Origin of the sequence: Sphingomonas sp. UNC305MFCol5.2 (assembly GCF_000712135.1) — a bacterium.
GTDB lineage: Bacteria > Pseudomonadota > Alphaproteobacteria > Sphingomonadales > Sphingomonadaceae > Sphingomonas.
Genome location: NZ_JOOE01000004.1, coordinates 646,672 through 667,500, shown reverse-complemented (window position 1 = coordinate 667,500; position 20,829 = coordinate 646,672). Strand labels below are relative to the sequence as shown.

Here is a 20,829-nt window from a genome sequence, read left to right as displayed (position 1 = left end):
GGTGATCGGCGTGCGGCTCCGCGATCTCGTCGACGGGCTGACGCCAGTGATATTCGCGGCGACGGCGATGGGATTGGCCGTGTCGCTGCTGGCGCGGGTGCTGCCGCCGATGCCGTCGCTGGCGCAGCTCGCGCTGCTCGGATGCACGGGCGCCTTGGTCTATGGAGCGTGGCTGGCGCTGTTCGCGCGCGGCACCTTGATCGAGGTGATCGCGCTGATCCGCAACCGCCGCGGCTAGACCGCCTGGATATAGGCGCGCATCGCCTCGGCCTCGGACTCGATCCGCTCGATCCGATATTTCACCAGGTCGCCGATCGAGATGAAGCCGATCATCTTGCCCCGCTCGATCACCGGCAAATGGCGCACGCGCCGCCGGGTCATCAGCGCCAGCGCGCCAAGCACCGATTCGTCGGGCGCGACGGTGAGCGCAGGCGCGGTCATCACGTCGCGTACCTTGCAGTCGAGCGCCGAAGGGCCTTCGCGCTCGAGACAGTAGATCACGTCGCGTTCGGAAAAGATGCCGACCACGGCCTCGCCGTCGACGACGGGCACGGCGCCGATGCGTTTGCTGGCGAGCAAAGCGACCGCTTCCGCCACGGTGCGATCGCCCGCGATCGACACCACGTCATGCCCTTTTCCCCCCAGGATTGCCGCGATGGTCATCGCATGTCTCCGCTTTCGGGTTCAGGCGGTTGTTTCTCCCATGATTCGCGCCCAATTGCAAAGCCATGAACCCGCCGCGGCACGATCTCGACGATCCCGAATATGCCGCCTTCGCCTGGGGACGCTTCAAGCGGATCCTGCGCTGGATGGCATTGGCCGCGCTGGTGACCGCGGGGCTGGCCGAACTGGTGCTCTATCATTGGCTGGGCGGACTCAATTTCGTCACCGCCAGCGCCACTTTTCTCGGCGTTTTCGTGACGATGATGGTCGCCGCGGCGCTGATGGGGCTGATGTTCCTGAGCTCGGGCACCGGACATGACGAGCGCGTCGAGGATCCGCTCAAGGGCGAGGTCGATATCGACTGAAGCTCAGCGCGCTCTCTCGAGCTTCAGCGCGAATTCGAGGCGCGCCGTGCCGTGGGCCGGAACGGTCGCCCGCCACGTCTTGACGCCCTTGCGCTCGATCAGCGTCGCGTTCGCCGAGGAGAGTTTGTAGGGAATCGCCATCTCGAAGGTCTCCGGCGTCGAGCGGGCATTGGTGACTTCGACCGTGAAGGGCTGGCGTCGGGCCGAGGGCGGCCGCGCAACCACCTTGTAGCGCAGATCGCTGCTCTCTCCAGTTGCGAATTCGACTTCCTCGCCGATCGCACGATCCGTCAGGTCGCTTTCGCCGACGAGCAGCGACTCGTCGTGCGCGCGCTCGAACACCGCGACGCGGCCCGCCGGCAGCGGAAGCCCGAGGCCCTTGCCCTCGCGATTCTCGGTCCGCAGGATCCGCGCGGCGGCCCGGCTTTCGGGTTCGGCGGCGTCACGCGCATAGTCGAATTGCTCGAAGCTGCCGGTGTAGACGCGCGCGAAAGCGACCTTCTTGCGATCGATCATCGCCACCTGCTTGCGGCTCAGCGCGGCGACGGTGACGGGTTCGGGAATCCGGTAGAGCTTGAGATCGCCGAGCTCTTCCTGCTGTGCGATCATAACAGGAACGGGAGGCGGGGGCGGCGCCGGCGCGCTCTGCCTGCTGGCAGTGACGACGATATTCTCGAACCCACCGACATCCTCCGCCATGACCCCGTCGGCGGTTTCCACCCGTGGCAGTATCCGTTCGATCCCCCAGCTTGGATGAGTGCTGGTGATATCCATCGGCCAGCAGCGCAGGTGCAGATCGGGCGGCGGGCCCTTCGGCAAGACGGCCGCCTGCTCCTTGTTCGGCGCGCCCGCCACGGCATTGGTGCGCGCGCCTGCGAAGCCCTGACTGCCGCCATTGGCCACGGTCAGCCACGCGAAAAGGTCGAGCGTCTCGCCGTCTTCGGCGACCTGCGCGACATAATTCGCCGACCAATCGAACCCCTGCGCCAGATAGGAAATCTGGACCGTCACCGTCCCGGCGGCCGCGCTGTCGGTCGTCACCGACAAAGTCGGCTTGGCGGAAAGGTCCGCGGGAACGCCGGGATAGCTGAGCTTCTCGGGCAGCCCGGAGCAGCCCAGCGCCTCGACTCCATCGGCGGTCGTCAGCAGCACGCCGCCGCCGGGTCCGGACTGGATGATGGCCTCGCTTTCAGTAGCCTTGCCGGTCGCGCGGCTGGTGCGGCGGATCGTGACGCGGCGCTTGAGATAGGCATCGATCAGCGCCGCAGGCGAGAGCAGCCGGGCGTCGCGATTCTTCTCGTTCACCTGCCGCGGCAGACCGGTGACGATCGCCGTCTCGGGCATCATCCCCTCGGATACGCCGACGAAACGGATCACCGATTTTCCCGCGGGCACGCTGATCGTGCGAGTCTCGGTGACCAGCGCATAGCCGCCCGGCCAGCCCGCCGCGGGAATGGCGCCCTTCCCCCGACCAGGATCGCGATAGAGCGTCACCGACACCGAATCGATCCGGTCCGATTCGACGAGCGCCTGCGCCGCCGCGGGCGCGGCTGCGAGCAGCAGGGAAAAGGCGAAGACGATGCGGCGCATCGATCAATAGCGCGTGTCGAACACCACGGTCACCGACGCCTTGCCATTGGCGGGCACCGGCACCTTCCACTCCATCCTCTCGGCGGAGACGCGCTCGCCGGTCAGGCTTTGCTCGACCAGCCGCACGTCGCCCCATAGTCCGTTCTGGGCGAGATCGACCGTCACCGGTTCGGCCCGGGCATTGGTGAAATCATAGCGCATCGACGTGCGCCAGCGCGTCGAGGACATCCGCTTGCGCTCTACCAGCACCGCGGCGCCCTTCACGTCGAACGCATCGCCGGTGCGGATCGACATCGCCGACCCCATCGGCGCCGCCGCAACCCGGCTCTCGCCGATGAACTGCGGATCGCCGCGTGCATCGCGCATATAGACGCGGATCGTCCCTGCGGGCAGCTGATCGCCGAGACCGCCATTTTTCGAAGTCGAGAATTTGAGCACGGTTGCCGCGCTACGCGGATCGGTCTGGGTTTCCAGCCAGCCATTGGTCCATTCATAGGTCTTGCGCGCCGGCGTGTTCTTCACGTCGAGGAAGCTGACTTGCTTCTGCTGGGCGTTGGCGATCGTGGTGCGCTCGCCGAGCGGATAGAGATAATAGTCGCCCAATTTCTCGCGCGGGCTGGTTTCGGTGCCGGCCTGCTCGATCGTCGATTCGGCCAGTCGCGAGAAACTGCGATTGGTGTTGCCGGCGACGAGCAGCACATCGGCGCCGCGATAATTGGTGCCGGTGCTGTTGGTGAGCGTCACCCAACCCTGCATGTCGATCGCGCCCTTAGCTTCATCGAACAGCATCACATAGTCGCTGGTCCAGCCGAGCCCGGGAGTGAGATAGGTGAGCGTCGCGGGCACGCGTCCCGCCTGCGCCGCCTGCAGCGTTACCGACAGAGTCGGGCGGGCGCGGAGATTCTCGGGCACCTTATCGAAGATCACCCGCACCGGCAGTCCGTCATCGCGGAGCACTTCGATGCGGTTGCCGATCTGGAGGACGATGCCGCCATTGGCGGCGAGCACCCGCGCCTGCTCGCGCGTCTCGGCGCCGGTGGCGGGATTGGTGCGGACGATCGTGACGACCGAACCCACTGCCTTTTCCATCAACTTGTCTGGGGAGAGCAGGTCGTAATCGAAATTCTGCTCGACGATGCCGAGCCCGGGACCGGACAAAGTCACCGTCTCCGAACGGATCTGCGCCGAGACGTCGGGGAATTCCTGGCGCGTCCGGCCGGCGGGCAGATCGAGCTGGCGCACGTCCTGCACCAGCGACTGGCCATTCTGGTAGATGGTGACCGACACGTCGCCCTGCGCGCTCTGGTCCGGGGCGGGCACGGAGGCCGGCTGGGTCTGGGCATGCGCGGTGAGCGGAGTCGCCGCCAGAATCAGAGCCGTCAAACGCAAAGCATCCTCCCCCAAGGCGTCTCAGGAGAGGATGCTAGCAGGTTGATCGCGAAGGGCCAGCCCCTTCACGGAAGGGATCAGGCGGCCGGCGGAACCTCGGTTTCGTCGCTCTTCACGGTGCGGCGGCGGCGCGGCTTCTTGGGCGCTTCGTCGGCATCGTTGGCGGCGCTCGCGTCGCCGAAGGCAGGCGGAAGGATCGCGGCGTCGATGCCCTGCGGCACTTCGACCTCGGCTTCCTCACGGCGCGGACGGCCACGGCCACGGGCGGCACGCGGGGCGCGCTCCTCGCCGGCGTCGCGCTGTTCGGCGAACAGCTCGGGAACCGGCGCTTCCTGCACCTCGGCCTGGTGACCGTTGGCGTAACCGTTGGCATTGCCGTTCGGACGACGATCGCGGCGACCGTCACGATCGCGGTCACGGCCCTCGCGGGGTTCGCGGTCCTGACGGGGCTCGCGATCTTGACGATCATTACCCATGCGATCCTGGCGGGGTTCACGCTCGTAGCGCGGCTCGCGCTGCTGCTGCTGGCGGTCGTCGCGCTGATCGTCGCCGCGGTTGCCCTCGGCCTCGAACTCGAAATCCTCGTCATCGCCGTCGATGTCGTTGCTCGGGCGGGGCTGGCGCTGGTTCGGGTTCTGCTCCTCGAAGCGCGAGCGAGACTCGCTCAGCACCCGGAAATAGTGATCCGCGAACTGGAGATAATATTCGGCGTTGACCCGATCGCCCTGCATCTGCGCATCGCGAGCAAGGTTCTTGTACTTCTCGAGAAGCTGCGCCGCATTGCCGCGCGCACGATTGTCGATGCGGTTGCCATTGCCCTGGTTGGGGTTGCCACCCTGGCGCTGCTGACCACCACGACCGCGACGGCGGCCGTTATTAGCCTGACGATTGTTCATCAAGGTCTGTATGTCCTGTCTACTTAAGCCGTCCGTCGATCCATTCGGGGTCCCGGATGCACGTTGCAATTGCGGACAGCACCGAAACCGGCGCTTCCGCTCGCCATGGCCGCCGGACTGCAGCAGCCACATGACATGGAGTGAGCCTTAGCCCTATGTTTCAACAACTTGGTTGAAAGTGCCTCGCCCCGGCGCTGTCTTAGCCCGTGGAGCAACAATCTCCAAGCAGAAATATGGGGCACCGGCGCGACGGTTTCAAGTAAGTAGTATCACACGGGGACGCCCCCCCAGATCGCTGTGGACCGCCGGCAACAGACCATGCTGGAGCGCCAGCGCCGAGACCGCTTTCGCCTGCGTCCAGCCGATTTCCAGCACCGCTGCGCCGCCGGGGGCGAGCAGGCGAGGAAGGTCGGGGACGATCCGGCGATAATCGTCGAGACCGTCGAGGCCGGCGAACAGCGCCGAGGCGGGTTCATGATCGCGGACTTCGACAGGAAGCGATTCGTGCGTGCCGATATAAGGCGGATTGGCGAGGATCAGATCGAACGCGCCCTCCACCCCCTGCCCCCAGTCGCCGATCCGGAACTCGGCGCGATTCGCCATGCCGAGGCGCCCGGCGTTGGCGCGGGCATAATCGAGCGCCTGCTCCGATGCGTCCACCCCCAGTCCGCGTGCTTCGGGCCATTGATCGAGCGCGGCGAGCAGCAGCGTGCCTGGGCCGGTGCCGAGATCGAGGATCGTCGCGGGTGCGCGCTCGTCGAAATGCTCGATCGCGGCTTCGATCAGCGTCTCGCTGTCGGGACGCGGGATGAGGGCGCCCGGTCCGACCTGCAGCTCGATCGTCCAGAAGGCGCGCGTGCCGGTGATGTAGGCGACGGGCTCGTGAGTCAGGCGGCGTTGGAGGAGCGATTCGAAGGTCTCGGGTGCGGGATCGTCGAGGTGGCGGAGGAGCAGGTCACTACGGGCGATGCCGAGGGCGTGCGCCATCAGGAGTTCGGCGTCGAGGCGGGGGGTGTCGGTGACCGAGGCAAGGCGCTGTGCGGCACCGGCAAGGGCAGCACATATCGTGTTCAAGCCTTTATCTCCCGTTCGCTTCGAGCGAAGTCGAGAAGCAAGAAAGTCATGGTTTCTCGACTTCGCTCGAAACGAACGGTTGGAGTTTGCCCTCCGCCCCTTCACCCATCCAACTGCGCCAACCGGTCGGCTTCGTCCTGCGCGATCAGTGCGCCGATCAGCTCGTCCATCTCGCCTTCGAGGATTTCGGGCAAGCGGTGGAGCGTCAGGTTGATGCGATGATCGGTCACCCGGCCCTGCGGGAAATTATAGGTGCGGATGCGCTCCGAGCGGTCGCCCGAGCCGACCATCGACTTCCGCGCGCCGGCGCGCTCGGCGTGGAGGCGTTCGCGTTCCTGCTCGTAGAGGCGGGTGCGGAGCACCTTCATCGCCTTGGCCTTGTTCTTGTGCTGCGACTTCTCGTCCTGCTGGATCACCACGAGGCCGGTGGGGATGTGGACGATGCGCACCGCCGAATCGGTGGTGTTGACCGATTGGCCGCCTGGGCCCGACGAGCGATAGATGTCGATCCGCAGGTCCTTGTCGTCGATCTTGATGTCGACTTCCTCGGCCTCGGGCAGCACCGCGACGGTGGCGGCGGAGGTGTGGATGCGGCCCTGCGTCTCGGTGGCCGGCACGCGCTGGACGCGGTGAACGCCGCTCTCGAACTTCAGTTTCGCGAACACGCCCTTGCCCTCGACCGAGGCGATCGCTTCCTTGAACCCGCCCGCATCGGAGGCGGAGGAGGAGATCAGCTCGACCCTCCAGCCCTGCTTTTCGGCATATTTCTGGTACATGCGGAACAGGTCGCCGCCGAAGAGCGCGGCCTCGTCGCCGCCGGTGCCGGCGCGGATCTCGAGCATCGCGGCGCGCTCGTCGGCGGCATCGCGCGGGAGCAAAGCCAGCGCGAGCTTGCGGTCGGCCGCGGCGAGCGCCTCGCCATTGGCATGGAGCTCTTCGGACGCCATTTGCCGGATCTCGTCATCGGCGTCGTGCGTCATGTGCTGAAGCGACTGCGCCTCGGCACGCAGCCGCCGCACTTCGCTGGCAGCCTGCGCGACCGGCTCGAGCTCGGCATATTCCTTGGAGACCTGGACGAAGCGATCACCCGACAGGTCGCCGGTCGCCATCAGCGCTTGCAATTCGTCGCGCCGCGCCTCGATCGCGGCGATGCGGTCGGCGGGGATGGAGGTCATGACCAGCCCAAATCCGCAAGCACGGCTTCAATCGGCGAGCCCTCGCCATCGAAGACCTTGAGGCGCGTGGTGGTGCTGCCGTCCGCGAATCCGAGCGACAACAGGCTCTTCGGATTCGCCTTCACTGCTTTGTCGAAACGCTTGCGTGGCGATCCGCTCGCGAGCAGCGCGACGACAAAGCCGGCGCGTCGGAGCGCCGCGGTCGCCCGGACACCATCGTGCTGCGCATGATCATCCTCGACCACGACATAGACTTCGATGCGCTCAGCCACCGGCTCTTCAATCAGCATAGCCAGCCGCTCGACGCCCGCGGCCCAGCCCACGCCCGGAGTCTCGGTCCCGCCGAGCGAGCCAATCAGGCCGTCATAGCGGCCGCCCGCGAGGACGGTGCCCTGCGCGCCGAGGCGGTCGGTGACGAACTCGAACGCGGTGTGGCGGTAATAATCGAGGCCGCGGACCAGCCGCGAATTACGCGTCCACTTCACCCCCGCCGCGTCGAGGCCGTCGGTCACTGCCTTGAAGAAAGCGGCGGCCTCCTCGGTCAGATACGCGTCGATGTCGGGTGCGCTGTCGGCGATCGGGCGGTCGCGCGGGTCCTTCGAATCGAGGATGCGCATCGGGTTCTTGATCAGCCGCGTCTGGCTGTCTTCCGACAACATCTCCTTGTGCTTGAGGAAATGCGCGACCAGCGCCGTGCGCCACGCATCGCGCGTCTCGGCGTCGCCCAAGGTATTGAGCTGGAGCGTCACGCCTTCGGCGATGCCCAGCTCGTGGAGGAGCTGGTCGGCCAGGACGAGCAATTCGACATCCGCCGCGGGTTCGGCCGCGCCGATGATCTCGGCGTCGATCTGGTGGAACTGGCGGAAGCGGCCCTTTTGCGGGCGCTCGTAGCGGAACGTAGGCCCCGATGTCGCGAGCTTGAGCGGCGCATATTGCTGCCAGCCCTCGGTTATGTAGGCGCGGGCAATGCCGGCGGTGAACTCCGGGCGCAGCGTCAGCGAATCGCCGCCGCGATCCTCGAACGTGTACATCTCCTTCGAGACGACGTCCGAAGTCTCGCCCATCGAACGGGCGAAGACGCCGGTCGCCTCGAAGATCGGGATCTCGAGCCGCTGGAAGCAATAGAGGCGGCGGACGCGATCGAACGTGTCGAGCACATGCGCGAAGCGCCGCTGCTCGTCGCCGAAGATGTCCTGGGTGCCCCGGATGCGCTTGGGGGTTTCGATACGTGCCATTTCGCGCGGGTTTCTAGGGCGTTAGGCACGCTTGCGCCACTCCCCTTTAAATCGCGTTCCGATCCCCCATATTCCGCTGCGAGTTCAACAACATGGAAGGAGGTGATCGAATGTCTCATTGTCAAACGCCGTCTGCGGCGCGCATTCAGGGTTCGGTCCGCTCCATCGGAGCTGCCGCCTGAGGCATTGACTATAAGTCGCTCGCCGCAGCGGCTGACAATGGAAAGGCCGTTCCCTTAGGGAGCGGCCTTTCGTGTGTCTGGCGCATGTCTGACACATTCTGATACATTTCTTCCCTAGTAGGCGCGCGACCGCCTGCCTATGGGCGGATTCCGGAACTGAAGCGCGCCGCCCAGCGCAAGAACGGGTCTGCCAATTGAACCTGATCCCATCGAACAGCGTCGGTCGATCGAGTGTGGCACTGGCGGCCGCGGCTCTCCTCCTCACTTCCTGCGGCAGCGGTGGCAACGCCGCCCAGAAAAAGGGCCAGAGCGGCCCGGCGCAGGTCGGCTTCGTCGTGGTCCAGCCGAGCAACGTGCCTTTGGTCACCGAGCTTTCGGGCCGCGTGACGGCGTTCCAGACCTCCGAGGTGCGGCCGCAGGTCGCGGGGGTCATCCAGCGCCGCTTCTTCACCGAAGGCTCGATCGTCCGCGCCGGCCAGACGCTCTACCAGATCGACCCGAGCCTCTATCAGGCGCAGGCGTCCGAGGCCGAGGCCAACCTCCAGAGCGCGCGCGCCACTGCCGAGGCCGCGCGGATCCGCGCCGACCGCTATCGCCCGCTCGCCAAGATGGAGGCGGTCAGCCAGCAGGATTATACCGACGCCGCCGCGCAGGCGCGCCAGGCCGCCGCGGCAGTGGCACAGAACAGCGCCCAGCTCCGCACCGCGCAGATCAACTTGCGCTTCACCCGCGTTCCCGCGCCGATCACCGGGCGGATCGGCCGTTCGCTCTTCACCGAAGGCGCATTGGTCACGACCAACCAGGCCGATCCGCTGGCAGTGATCCAGCGGCTCGATCCGATCAATGTCGATATCCAACAATCGAGCGCCGACATGCTGTCGCTCCGGAAGGCGCTGGCACGCGGCGGGCTCACGCCGACGACGGCGGTGGTGCGGCTGCGACTGGAGGACGGCACCGAATATAGCCAGACCGGCAGCGTCGAATTCTCCGAAGTGATGGTCAACGAGAATACCGGCACGGTGACGCTGCGGGCGCGCTTCCCCAATCCGCAGGGAATATTGCTTCCCGGCATGTTCGTCCGCGCATCCTTCGCGCAGGCGATCGATACCCAGGCGTTCCTCGTGCCGCAGGCGGGGCTCTCGCGCGATCCGCGCGGCAATGCGACAGTCTACGTCGTGGGACCGGGCAATCGCGCGGTCGCCCGCACGGTGGTCGCGACGCGTACCGAGGGGCCGAACTGGGTGGTGACGCAGGGGCTCGCGCCCGGCGACAAGGTGATCGTGCAGGGCACCGCCAATCTGCGGCCCGATGCCGAGATCCGGCCGGTGCCGTGGACGGTTCCGCAGAAGATCGAAGCGCCCAAGGGCGGCCAGAACGCGCAGGGCGGCGCGGCGAAGAAGGGCGACTGACGGCCCATGTCGCGCATCTTCATCGATCGCCCGATCTTCGCATGGGTGATCGCGATCATCGTCATGCTGGCAGGGGTTGGCGCGATCATGGCGCTGCCGATCGCGCAGTACCCCGACGTCGCGCCGCCGCAGGTCAATGTGCGCGCTACCTATCCCGGCGCCTCTGCCGAGACGGTGCAGAATTCGGTGACGCAGGTCATCGAGCAGCAATTGAGCGGGATCGACGGGCTGCTCTATTTCAGTTCGTCCTCCACCTCGCGCGGTCAGGTCAACATCTCGGCGACGTTCGAGAAGGGCACCGATCCGGACATCGCGCAGGTCCAGGTCCAGAACCAGGTCCAGCAGGCCTTGTCGCGCCTGCCGCAGCAGGTGCAGCAGCAGGGACTGCGCGTCACCAAGTCCAACCCCGATTTCCTGATGATCGTCGGCGTCTATGACGAGACCGACAAGCGCACCAACCAGGATGTTTCGGACTGGATGGCGTCCAACATGCAGGACACACTGGCGCGCACGCCGGGTGTGGGCGACACCAATGTGTTCGGCGCGCCCTATGCGATGCGGATCTGGCTGAACCCCGATCGGCTCGCAAGCTATGCGCTGATGCCGAGCGACGTGATCACTGCGATCCAGAACCAGAATACCGAAGTGGCGGCGGGCGAGATCGGCGGCCAGCCGCAGCCGCCGACGCAGATGCTCAACGCGACGGTGACTGCGCAATCGCGCCTCCAGACCCCGGCGCAATTCGAGCAGATCATCCTCAAGACCGAGACCAGCGGTGCCAGGGTGCTGCTCAAGGACGTCGCGCGCGTCGAGCTCGGCGCCGAGAGCTACAATGCCGTCACCCGCGTCAATGGCCATCCGGGCGCCGGCATCGCGATCAGCCTTTCCCCAGGCGCCGACGCGCTCGAGACCGCCGAATTGGTCAAGGCGGAAGTGGAGCAGATCGCGCGCGGCTTCCCCGCCGGCTTCAAGTTCGCTTACGCCAACGACACGACGGCGTTCATCAAGCTCTCGATCGAGGAAGTGGTGAAGACGCTGGTCGAGGCGATCCTCCTCGTCGTGATCGTGATGTTCATCTTCCTGCAGAGCGTGCGCGCGACCCTGATCCCGTTCATCGCGGTGCCGGTGGTGCTGCTGGGCACCTTCGCGGTGTTCTACGCGCTCGGCTTCTCGATCAACACGCTCACCTTGTTCGGACTCGTGCTGGCGATCGGCATGCTCGTCGACGACGCGATCGTCGTGGTCGAGAATGTCGAGCGGCTGATGGAGGAGGATCCCGAACTCACGCCCCGCGAGGCGACGATCAAGTCGATGGAGCAGATCCAGATGGCGCTGGTCGGCATCGCATTGGTGCTCTCGGCGGTGTTCCTGCCGATGGCGTTCTTCGGCGGATCGACGGGCGTGATCTATCGGCAATTCTCGGTGACGATCGTGTCGGCGATGGTGCTCTCGGTACTCGTCGCGCTGATCCTGACGCCAGCGCTCACCGCCACCCTGCTCAAGAAGAAGAGCGAGGAGCATAATGGCTGGGTCGAGCGGCGCTTCCCCGCGGTCGGCCGCTTCTTCGGCAATGCCCGCGACTGGTTCAACACCAACTTCGATCGCGGAGTCCGGCGCTATACCGGCGCGGTCACCAGCGTGGTCAATCGCAAATGGCTGTTCCTGCTGATCTACGCTTTGGTCTGCGCGTTGCTGGTGGTGCTGTTCACCCGCCTCCCGACCGGCTTCCTGCCGACCGAGGACCAGGGCGCTGCATCGGTGCAGTTCCGCCTGCCCGCGGGCGCGACCCAGAGCCGCACGCAGGAAGTGCAGAAGGCGGTCGAACGCTATTTCATGGAGCAGGAGGGCAAGAACGCCTCGGTGATGTTCACGGTTACCGGCGGCGGTGGTGGTGGCGGCGCGAGCGGCCAGAATACCGGGCAGGGGTTCATCAACCTCGCTGACTGGTCCGAGCGCAAGGGCAAGGAGAACGCGGCCGACGCGATCGTCCAGCGTGCCGCAGCCGCGTTCCGCAACTTCCGTGACGCGCAGGTTTTCGCGCTTGTGCCCCCGGCGATCCGCGGTCTCGGCCAGTCGAGCGGCTTCACGATGGAGCTCCAGAACGCCAGCGGCATGCCGCGCGACCAGTTCCTCGCCGCGCGCGACAAATTGCTCGCCGCCGCCAATGCCGATCCCGCGCTCGCGCAGGTGCGCCTGTCGGACCTGCCCGACGTCGCGACGCTCAAGGTGGACATCGACCAGCAGAAGCTCGCCGCGCTCGGCCTGAGCCAGGGCGACGTCAATTCGACGCTGTCGACCGCCTGGGGCGGCCGCTACGTCAACGACTTCATCGACCGCGGCCGGGTGAAGCGCGTCTATGTCCAGGGCGATGCGCAGTATCGCGCGAACCCGGACAATATCGACGAATGGTTCGTCCGCACCAATGACGGGCAGATGACGCCTTTCTCCTCCTTCGCGCGGACGAGCTGGGCGACGGCGCCGACGACGATGTCGCGCTTCCAGGGCATCCCGGCGTTCGAGATCCAGGGCCAGGCCGCGCCCGGCCAGAGCTCGGGCGACGCGATGCGCCGGATGGAAGAGCTCGCGGCGCAGATCCCGGGCACCAGCGTCGCCTGGTCCGGCCTGTCGTTCCAGGAGCGGCTGTCCTCGGGCCAGGCGCCCTATCTCTATGCGGTATCGCTGCTCGTCGTGTTCCTGTGCCTCGCGGCGCTCTACGAGAGCTGGAGCATCCCCGTCGCGGTGCTGCTGGTGATCCCGCTGGGCCTTGTCGGCGCGGTGTTCGCGGTCACGCTGCGCGGGCTGCAGAACGACGTCTATCTGCAGATCGGCCTGCTCACCACCATGGGCCTCGCCGCCAAGAACGCGATCCTGATGATCGAATTCGCCGAACGCGCCGAAAAGGAAGGCAAGCGCGTCATCGACGCGGCATTGGAAGCGGCCCGCATCCGTCTCCGCCCGATCCTGATGACCAGCCTCGCCTTCATCTTCGGCGTGCTGCCGTTGGCGATCTCGACCGGCGCCGGCGCGAACAGTCGCATCGCGATCGGCACCGCAGTGATCGGCGGCATGCTGACCGCGACGATCCTCGCGATCTTCTACATCCCGTTGTTCTTCGTGCTGGTGCGGCGCGGCGTGCGCGACGGGCTGAAGGCGATCCGCGAGCGGAGCCACCACGACGACGGCCCGGAGGCCACGGCATGAGGCGCACCGCGCTGTTCCTCGCCGCGACTGCCCTCGCCGGCTGCTCGATGGATCCGAAATACGTCCAGCCGGCAGCGCCGGTGCCGCCGTCGTGGCCGGTCGGCGACGCCTATCTGGCGAACAGCGAGACGACTTTGCCGGCGGTGACATATCGCGACATCTTTCGCGACGCGCGGCTCCAGTCGCTGATCGCGCGCGCCCTGACCGAGAATCGCGACTTGCGGCTCGCCGCGGCGAACATCCGCGCCGCGCGCGAACAATATCGCATCCAGCGCGCCGAACGGCTGCCCGAAGTCAGCGCCGGCGCAGGGGCGACAGTCTCGGGCGGCCAAAGCACCGGATCCTCCACCGCGGGATCGGATGCCCGCACGCGCTTTACTGCCGATGCCGGGATCACCGGCTTCGAACTCGACCTGTTCGGCCGCGTCGCCTCGCTCACCCGCGCCGAACAGAATCGCTATTTCGCCACCGAGGCCGGCGCGCGCGCGACGTACCTCACCCTGGTCGGCGACATCGCCGATGCGTGGCTGAACTATGCCGCCGACGCGAGCCTGCTCAAGATCGCGCAGGACACTGCCGGCAACGCCGAGAACAGCGTGCGGCTGACGCGTGCGCGGCTGCAGGGCGGAATCGCGCCGCGCACCGATCTGCGCCAGGCCGAGCAAGTGCTGGAAGGCGCGCGCGCCGATCTCGCCCAGCAGCGCACCGCGCTGGCGCAGGACATCAACGCGCTCCAGCTGCTGGTCGGCGCGCCAATCGATCCGGCGCTGCTGCCCGCGTCGCTCGACGAAGCTGCGCCGACGATCGCCGAGCTTCCCGCCGGGATCGACTCCAGCGTGCTGCTCCGCCGCCCCGACGTGGTGCAGGCCGAATACCAGCTCCGCGCCGCCAATGCCGAGATCGGCGCCGCGCGTGCCGCCTTGTTCCCGCGCATTTCGCTCACCGGGCTGCTGGGGCTCGCCAGCAATGCCCTGACCGGGCTGTTCAGCGGCAACGGTTTTAACTGGTCGGCCGGTGCCGATGCGAATTATTCGATCTTCAATGCGGGGGCCGGCAAGGCGAATGTGCGGCTGAGCGAGGCGCAGCGCGAGGCCGCAGTCGCGACCTACGAGCGCGCGATCCAGTCGGCATTCCGCGAAGTCGCCGACGCATTGGCACGACGCGGCACGATCACCGAGCAGCTCCGCGCGACACAGGCGCAGACGAGCGCCGCGGCCGACACCTACCAGCTGGCCGAGGCGCGCTATCGCGGCGGGATCGATACGTTCCTGTCCAGCCTCGACGCGCAGCGATCGCTCTATTCGGCGCAGCGCACGCTGGTGAACACCCGGCTGGTGCAGGCGAGCAATCTCGTGACGCTGTACCGCACCCTGGGCGGCGATTCGCTGCTGCGTGCGACCCCGCAAGGGCCGGAAGCGGCGGCCGGCCAGCCCTAGGCCGAGACGCGGGCCAGATACTCGGCAAAGCTCGGCAGCCGCCCGGCCAATTGCGCGAGGCCGGCTCGCATCTCGGCCATCCGGGTGGCAGCGGCGACCGAGTCCACCGCCGCGGCGAGCGGCTGGATCTCGCGGGGCAGCACGCCCAGACCAAGCAACGCCGACAGCCAGATCTCGTCGGGCAGGCTATCCTCGTCATAGGTGGGCAACCGCCCACGGCTCTCGAACTGCTGGAGCGTCCGGGCGAGGCTGTCCGGGATTTCGATCGAAGCGCCGGCACGGAGATAATGGAGCGCCTGAAAATCGCGCGTCCGCTGCGCTTCCTCACGCGAACGGCGATTATACTCGGCGACCTCCACCGGGTGACAATCGCGCCCTGGCAACAAATCGAGCGCGCGCGCGATGCCGCTCTGGGCAAGGTGGAGATTGGGCCAGTGGAGCGGGTCCAACGCCACCGCCGCATCGCCGATCGCGAGGACGTTGCGGACCCAGGGATCGACGCGTCGACCCGGACGAAAAATGAGCGCGCGCCCTTCGCGATCTGGGACGGGATCGGACGAGGACCAGACATGCCCCAGAAGAGTCCGTCCGGGCAGCGGGCAAGCGAACTGCCAGCCATGCGCGCCGCCGACGATCGTGTCGTTCGGGCTCACGGCGCTCGGCGGTCCTTCGCCCAACAGCAGGCGGTCGCACGGAAGTGCACTGCTCCAGTCCTCGAATTCGCCGCCGATCGCTTGGGCCAGCACGGCTGCGGGGCCCGAAGCGTCGAGATATAGATCAGCCTCGATCCGGCGGCCGTCGCCGAGCAGCAGCGCCGCCGCGCTGCCATCGCCATGCCGGTCCACGCCGGCGAAACTGCCTTGCGTTCGCACCACGCGCAGTTGGTCGGCGAGCGACGCGAGGACCTCGCGGTAGCGATCGGGATCGAGCCGCAGCGCATAATCGAAGGCCGCGAGCGGCGATCCGGGATCGCCCTGCGGATGGACGAACCTTCCCGCTTCGGCGAGCACAGCGGCGGCGGCGTAACGATGATAGGCCTCTGCCTGCCCCGCGCGCCGCGCGCGCGCCCAGAGCTGGTGGAAGGCGATCGTCCCCGTCTGCGCACCATGATCGCCATGGACGTGAAACCAGGTCTCGCTGCCTGCGGGCCAATTCTCGAAGCGGAGCCCCAGCCGGGGGATCGCCGCACCCACGCGGAGCAGCGCCGCCTCGTCGAGGCCGACGCTCGCATGGAAACGGTGGACCGAAGTCATGCTGCCCGGCAGCCGATCGGCAAGCGCCGCGGGATCGGGCGCGGTTTCGATCACGGTGATCACGACCTGCGGCAGCGCGCGCGCGAACGCCACCGCGGCGGACAGGCCGGTGATGCCGCCGCCGAGGATCGCGACGCTGCGAATCGCGCGATCGCTCACAGCAATTTCTGCCGTTCGAGCGTCTGGCGATGCCCGGGCAGCGCGCGCACCTCCACGGCGATCCGGCCGCGCAACCGTTCGAGCGCCTGGCCGAGCTCCACTGGCGGCGCCGCCGCGATGCGCTGGTCCCAGCCCTCGGGCATCACGCCTTGCCCGATCAGCACTGCGATCCAGCTCGGCTCGAAGAACAGGCCATGGGCGTAGCGCTGGATACGCCCGGCGCGGCGAAACAGCGCGATCTTGTCGGCGAGGCTGTCGGGTATCGGCATATGCCGGACGTAGTTCCAGAACTCCGAATCGTCGCGGGTGCTGGCGTGATAATGGAGGATCAGGAAGTCGCGGATGCGATCATATTCATAGTCGATTTGGGCGTTGAACTCGTCACGATCGGCGGGCTCGATATCGCGGATCGGGAACAGCTCGAGCAACTGCGTGATCGCCGCCTGGACGAGATAGATGCTGGTCGATTCGAGCGGCTCGAGAAAGCCCGAGGCGAGCCCGACCGCGATCACATTGTGCGACCAGCTCCGCTTGCGGCGACCGGCGCGGAAACGCAGCACGCGCGGATCGGCGAGCGGTTCGCCCTCGACCGCGCCGAGGATCGCGGCAGCCGCGTCATCGTCGGAGAGGTGCGCGCTCGAATAGACATAGCCATTGCCGACGCGGTGCTGGAGCGGGATGCGCCAGCGCCACCCCGCCGCCATCGCGGTGGCGCGGGTGAGCGGCTCGATCTCCCCCGGCGGCGAGGCGCAGGGCAATGCCATCGCCCGGTCGCAGGGCAGCCAGTGCGACCAGTCCTCCCAATCCTCGCCCAGCGTGTCGCCGAGAAGCAGGCTGCGGAAACCCGAGCAGTCGACGAACAGGTCGCCCTCTACTCGCGTGCCGCTTTCGAGCAGCACCGCCGCGACATCGCCGGTTTCAGAGTCGCGCTCGACCGAGACGATCCGGCCCTCGGTGCGCTTGACGCCCCTCCCTTCCGCGAATTCGCGCAGATAAGGGCCGAAGCGCGTGGCATCGAATTGGTAGGCATAGCCGATCGTCGAAAGCAGCGAGGCCGGATCGCTCGCGGGCAATGCGAAGCGCTTCGCCGCCGCCATGACATTGGCCATCGAATATTCGAAAATCTCGCCGCCCTGCCCCAGCGCGCGCATCCGCAGCCAATATTGGAGGAAGGGCACGCCGTTCAGTGGACGGCCGAAATCGCCGAACGGGTGGAGATAGGAATCGCCGGGCTTGCCGAAATCGCGGAATTCGATGCCCAGCTTGTAGGTGGCGTGGGTGGCAGTCATGAACTCGGCTTCGTCGAGACCGAGCGTCTGGAGGTAGGCGCGCAGATGCGGCAGCGTCGCCTCGCCCACCCCGACGATGCCGATCTCGGCGGATTCGATCAACTCGACGCTGCACGCGTGCGGCAACATCTTGCCGAGCGCCGCTGCGGCCATCCAGCCGGCGGTGCCGCCGCCGACGACGATCACTTTCTTAGCCGGCTGGTTCACCGCGCCCCCTCTCCGGGAGCGGGTGTAGGCGATTATCCGCTCAGCTTGCCAGTGCGGATACGAACGCCCTGGCGTGCGCGCCGACTTCGGCGGCGGTGAGGCCCGGCTTGTAGAGCGCCGAGCCCAGCCCGAAGCCCGCCGCGCCGGCAGCGCGCCAAGGGCCCATATTGTCGGGCGCGATCCCGCCGACGGGGAGCAGGCGCATGTCCCTGGGGAGCACGGCGCGCATCGCCTTGAGGATCGCTGGGCTCGATCCCTCGGCGGGGAACAGCTTGAGCGCAGTGGCGCCGGCTTCGATCGCGGCAAAGGCCTCGGTCGGCGTGACAACGCCGGGGAGCGAGGTCATCCCCGCCTCTGCGCTGGCGGCGATCACCCGGGTGTTGGCGTTGGGCGAGATGATCATCGTGCCGCCGACGGTGCGGACCTGCTCGACCTGCCCCTCGGTGAGGACGGTGCCGGCGCCGATGACTGCCCTGCCCTCGAACCTGCGCGCGAGGCGGGCGATGCTGTCGAGCGGATCGGGGGAGTTCATCGGGACTTCGATCAGCGTGAAGCCGGCATCGACCAGCGCGTCACCGATCGCCTCGACCTCGTCGGGCTTCACGCCGCGGAGAATGGCGATGAGGGGGCAGCGGGCGAAGGCGGCGTCGAAGTTCATTGGCTCACAATCTCGTTTACGCCGGCAACGAATGCGGCGTGGCTGTCGATCAGATAGGCATTGCGGCCATGCGCTTGAATGGCCGCCGCATAGAGCCCGCCGAGCACGGGATCGGCGAGGATATGGACGGCCTCGTGCCCCGAGCCGGCGAGTCGGGCGGCGACGTCGGTGCCGATAAGCAATCCGCTGGCGTAGGAAGCCGCATCGGCATCGTCGCGTTGTCCCAGCATCTTGGCGGCGCGGATGCCGAACAGCGATGCGGCAAGATCCTGACGCTTGCCGTGCTCGACGCCTTCGAGGAACGCCGCGCCGAGAGTCACCTCACCGCCTAGTTGCGCGGCGAGCAGGCCGTGCTTGCGGAGCAATGCGAACAACTCGCCGGTCATCGCGGTAACGAAATCCACGACCTTGCCGCCCTGCATCTCGACCCATTTGCAATGGGTGCCCGGCTGGGCGAGCAGCGAATCCGCCGGAACCAGCCCCGCGGCGACCGCGCCGAGCAACTGGACTTCCTCGCCGCGCATCACGTCCGGGCGGCCATTCACCTGCGTCGAGATGCCAGGGACGATCACCGTGCGGTCGTCGATCCGGAGCAGCCCCGCCGCGAGTTCGGCGATGCCGGCGGGCGCAGCGACATAGGGCGCGGGCCGCCAGCCGATATTCGAGCCGACCATCCCCGCGAGCAGCATCGGATAGTCGCCGAAGCGCTGGCGGATCGCCGCCGCCTCTGCTGCGAAGTCCTGCACCGAGGTCACGCCCCGGTCGTCCCGCTCGGTCTTCGCGACAACGCCGCCGTCGATCAGGAACACGCGCCGGTTGGTCGTGCCCCAGTCGACGGCGAGGAAGCGGCTGCCGAAACTCACCACCAGGTCGCGTACAATGCGATGAGGATGAGGATCACGCCGATCCCGGCCATGTTGAACGCCCCCGAGGTGCGGAAGGTCACGCCTTCCATCGTCACCCGGTTTGCGTCGCCCCGGCCGCGGACGAGCAGCGAGACGACCATCGCGAGGAACAGGCTCACCACGAACACGAACATCATGCGGTTCATGAACGGGAAGAGATAAGCGTTGAGCGCCTCCGGCAGGAACGGCGAGGGAATGCCGATCTTGAGGAGGTAGGACAGCACCACCGACGTCATCGCGGCGACGATCGCCCCGGCCTCGGTCGCCGGCTTCCAGAACAGGCCGAGCAGGAAGATCACCGTGATGCCCGGGGTGAAGAAGCCCGAGAATTCCTGGATGAACTGGAAGGCCTGGTCCGACTGACCGATCAGCGGCCGGGCGGCGATGATCGCGATCACCACGGCGATCGCGGCGACGACGCGGCCGACGAGGACGAGGTGCTTCTCCTGTCCCTCGACGCCCGCGACATTGTCTTCGCCGCGCGTCTTGATGCCGCGCGCCTTGGCGTAGAGATCGAGGGTGAAGATGGTGGCGATCGAATTGATCTTCGACGCGGTCGACGCGATGATCGCCGCGATCAATGCCGCGAAGACGAGGCCGAGGAGGCCCGGGGGCAGCAGCTTCATCATCGTGGGGTACGCTTCGTCGGGCTTGGCGAGATCGGGCGCGAGCACCACTGCGGCGATACCCGGCAGCACGATGATCACCGGCATCAGCAGCTTGAGATAGGCGGCGAACACCACACCCTTCTGCGCCTCGCCGAGGTTCTTCGCGGCCAGCGCGCGCTGGATGATATACTGGTTGAAGCCCCAGTAAGAGAGGTTGGCGATCCACATGCCGCCGACCAGAACCGCGATGCCGGGCAGATCCTTGTAGAAGGGATTGTCCTGGCTGAGGATCATGTCGAAGTGGCTCGGCGCACGCTGGGTGAGGACCGAGAAACCGGCGAGGACGCCCTGATCGCCGCCGATCTGGTTGAGCGTCAGGAAGGAGACGACGAGACCGCCGAGCACGAGCAGAGTCACCTGGACGATGTCGGTGAGCGCCACGGCCTTGAGGCCGCCATAGAGCTGATAGAGCAAGGCGAAGCCGCCCAATGCGATCAGCGCCGCGGTCTGATCGATCCCCGCGACCTTGTTGACTGCGATCGAGCCGAGCCAGATGATCGAGGTAAGGTTCACGAAAATGTAGAGCGCGAGCCAGAACACCGCCATCAGCACCGGGAGCACGCGACCGAACCGCTGCTCGAGGAACTGCGGCATCGTGTAGATCTCGTTCTTCAGGAAGATCGGCAGGAAGAATTTGCCGACGATCAGCAAGGTCAGCGCCGCCATCCATTCATAGGAAGCGATCGCGAGGCCGAGCGCATAGCCCGAACCGGCCATACCGACGATCTGTTCTGCAGAAATATTTGCAGCGATCAGCGAAGCGCCGATCGCCCACCAGGGCAGTGACTTGGACGCCAGGAAATAATCCGACGTGTCCTTGGCATGCCCCGCTCTCTCACGGCTAACCCATTGCGCCAGGCCGAAAATGCCTATGGCGTAAACGATCACGACGATGAGATCGATCTGCGAGAGACTCGTCATTGCTTCCTCCCTGCCCCACGGTCCGGCGGCTCGTGCCGCGCTCTAAGTCCCGTTCTGTGCCGCGAGAAGCGCGGCCCCGGTTCATTTATCGTATTTATTGGACTTGTCCAGCGCCGCCGCTTCGCTAACGTAGGTGAAACAATGGCAAGGAGAG

Annotated in this window: 17 protein-coding genes (1 of these 17 only partly in view); 5 read left to right on the top strand and 12 right to left on the bottom strand. The window is 66.7% G+C overall.

The annotated features are described in order from the left end of the window. Window positions 1-238: the final stretch of a lipopolysaccharide biosynthesis protein gene (locus tag BR78_RS0119255; RefSeq protein ID WP_025561230.1), read on the top strand. Its footprint begins 1,241 nt before the window's first position; the window shows 238 of its 1,479 coding nt (coding positions 1,242-1,479); its start codon lies off the left edge, out of view; its stop codon occupies window positions 236-238. Here BR78_RS0119255 and BR78_RS0119250 read toward each other — a convergent pair. Next, window positions 235-663 carry a CBS domain-containing protein gene (locus BR78_RS0119250; protein WP_025587731.1) on the bottom strand — a complete coding sequence of 143 codons (429 nt, stop codon included), beginning with the start codon at window positions 661-663 and terminating at the stop codon, window positions 235-237. The two genes, BR78_RS0119255 and BR78_RS0119250, sit on opposite strands and share 4 nt — an antisense overlap. Window positions 664-728: 65 nt before the next feature. Between BR78_RS0119250 and BR78_RS0119245 the strand changes: the two genes are divergently transcribed. Continuing rightward, window positions 729-1,028, top strand: a complete 300-nt coding sequence (locus BR78_RS0119245; RefSeq protein ID WP_025587730.1) for a hypothetical protein — start codon at window positions 729-731, stop codon at window positions 1,026-1,028. Between the two features lie 3 nt (window positions 1,029-1,031). On the opposite strand, the gene BR78_RS0119240 is transcribed toward BR78_RS0119245, so the two are convergent. From BR78_RS0119240 to hisS, 6 genes are all read right to left on the bottom strand, one after another. Next, window positions 1,032-2,618: a DUF4139 domain-containing protein gene (locus tag BR78_RS0119240; RefSeq protein ID WP_025587729.1), complete on the bottom strand. Its 1,587-nt coding sequence runs from the start codon at window positions 2,616-2,618 to the stop codon at window positions 1,032-1,034. A gap of 3 nt (window positions 2,619-2,621) precedes the next feature. Continuing rightward, a complete protein-coding gene (locus BR78_RS0119235; RefSeq protein ID WP_049810782.1) occupies window positions 2,622-4,001 on the bottom strand; it encodes a DUF4139 domain-containing protein in 1,380 nt (459 codons plus the stop codon). An 83-nt stretch (window positions 4,002-4,084) separates the two neighbouring features. Continuing rightward, window positions 4,085-4,903, bottom strand: a complete 819-nt coding sequence (locus tag BR78_RS0119230) for a DUF4167 domain-containing protein (protein ID WP_049811609.1) — start codon at window positions 4,901-4,903, stop codon at window positions 4,085-4,087. 255 nt (window positions 4,904-5,158) lie between these two features. Further along, on the bottom strand, window positions 5,159-5,977 hold the full coding sequence (prmC, locus tag BR78_RS0119225; RefSeq protein ID WP_029725628.1) for a peptide chain release factor N(5)-glutamine methyltransferase: 819 nt from the start codon (window positions 5,975-5,977) through the stop codon (window positions 5,159-5,161). Between the two features lie 101 nt (window positions 5,978-6,078). Beyond that, window positions 6,079-7,152: a peptide chain release factor 1 gene (prfA, locus tag BR78_RS0119220; RefSeq protein ID WP_025561198.1), complete on the bottom strand. Its 1,074-nt coding sequence runs from the start codon at window positions 7,150-7,152 to the stop codon at window positions 6,079-6,081. After that, window positions 7,149-8,387: a histidine--tRNA ligase gene (gene hisS, locus BR78_RS0119215; protein ID WP_025561199.1), complete on the bottom strand. Its 1,239-nt coding sequence runs from the start codon at window positions 8,385-8,387 to the stop codon at window positions 7,149-7,151. The genes prfA and hisS overlap by 4 nt, the downstream gene beginning before the upstream one ends. A gap of 382 nt (window positions 8,388-8,769) precedes the next feature. Here hisS and BR78_RS0119210 point away from each other — a divergent pair, with 382 nt between their 5' ends. Genes BR78_RS0119210 through BR78_RS0119200 form a run of 3 tightly spaced genes read left to right on the top strand, consistent with a single transcriptional unit; the run spans window position 8,770 to window position 14,615 of the window. Continuing rightward, window positions 8,770-9,978: an efflux RND transporter periplasmic adaptor subunit gene (locus tag BR78_RS0119210; protein ID WP_443027689.1), complete on the top strand. Its 1,209-nt coding sequence runs from the start codon at window positions 8,770-8,772 to the stop codon at window positions 9,976-9,978. A gap of 6 nt (window positions 9,979-9,984) precedes the next feature. Further along, window positions 9,985-13,179, top strand: coding sequence for an efflux RND transporter permease subunit (locus tag BR78_RS0119205; protein ID WP_029937413.1), 3,195 nt, complete (start codon window positions 9,985-9,987; stop codon window positions 13,177-13,179). After that, window positions 13,176-14,615, top strand: a complete 1,440-nt coding sequence (locus BR78_RS0119200; protein ID WP_029937412.1) for an efflux transporter outer membrane subunit — start codon at window positions 13,176-13,178, stop codon at window positions 14,613-14,615. The genes BR78_RS0119205 and BR78_RS0119200 overlap by 4 nt, the downstream gene beginning before the upstream one ends. On the opposite strand, the gene BR78_RS0119195 is transcribed toward BR78_RS0119200, so the two are convergent. From BR78_RS0119195 to BR78_RS0119175, 5 genes are read right to left on the bottom strand one after another with little or no spacing between them, the layout of a single operon-like run. After that, the gene (locus BR78_RS0119195) at window positions 14,612-16,027 is read right to left on the bottom strand and encodes a tryptophan 7-halogenase (protein ID WP_051683417.1); all 1,416 of its coding nucleotides are present in this window, start codon (window positions 16,025-16,027) and stop codon (window positions 14,612-14,614) included. The two genes, BR78_RS0119200 and BR78_RS0119195, sit on opposite strands and share 4 nt — an antisense overlap. Then, window positions 16,024-17,523 (bottom strand): tryptophan halogenase family protein, encoded by a 1,500-nt coding sequence (locus BR78_RS0119190; RefSeq protein ID WP_025560279.1) that lies wholly within the window; start codon window positions 17,521-17,523, stop codon window positions 16,024-16,026. The genes BR78_RS0119195 and BR78_RS0119190 overlap by 4 nt, the downstream gene beginning before the upstream one ends. 40 nt (window positions 17,524-17,563) lie before the next feature. Continuing rightward, a complete protein-coding gene (locus BR78_RS0119185; RefSeq protein ID WP_029937410.1) occupies window positions 17,564-18,181 on the bottom strand; it encodes a 2-dehydro-3-deoxy-6-phosphogalactonate aldolase in 618 nt (205 codons plus the stop codon). Further along, complete coding sequence (locus tag BR78_RS0119180; protein ID WP_029937414.1) at window positions 18,178-19,050, bottom strand: 2-dehydro-3-deoxygalactonokinase; 873 nt, start codon at window positions 19,048-19,050, stop codon at window positions 18,178-18,180. The genes BR78_RS0119185 and BR78_RS0119180 overlap by 4 nt, the downstream gene beginning before the upstream one ends. Then, window positions 19,041-20,675 (bottom strand): sodium:solute symporter family transporter, encoded by a 1,635-nt coding sequence (locus BR78_RS0119175; protein ID WP_025560277.1) that lies wholly within the window; start codon window positions 20,673-20,675, stop codon window positions 19,041-19,043. Before BR78_RS0119175 ends, BR78_RS0119180 begins: the two co-directional genes overlap by 10 nt. Window positions 20,676-20,829: the final 154 nt, after the last annotated feature.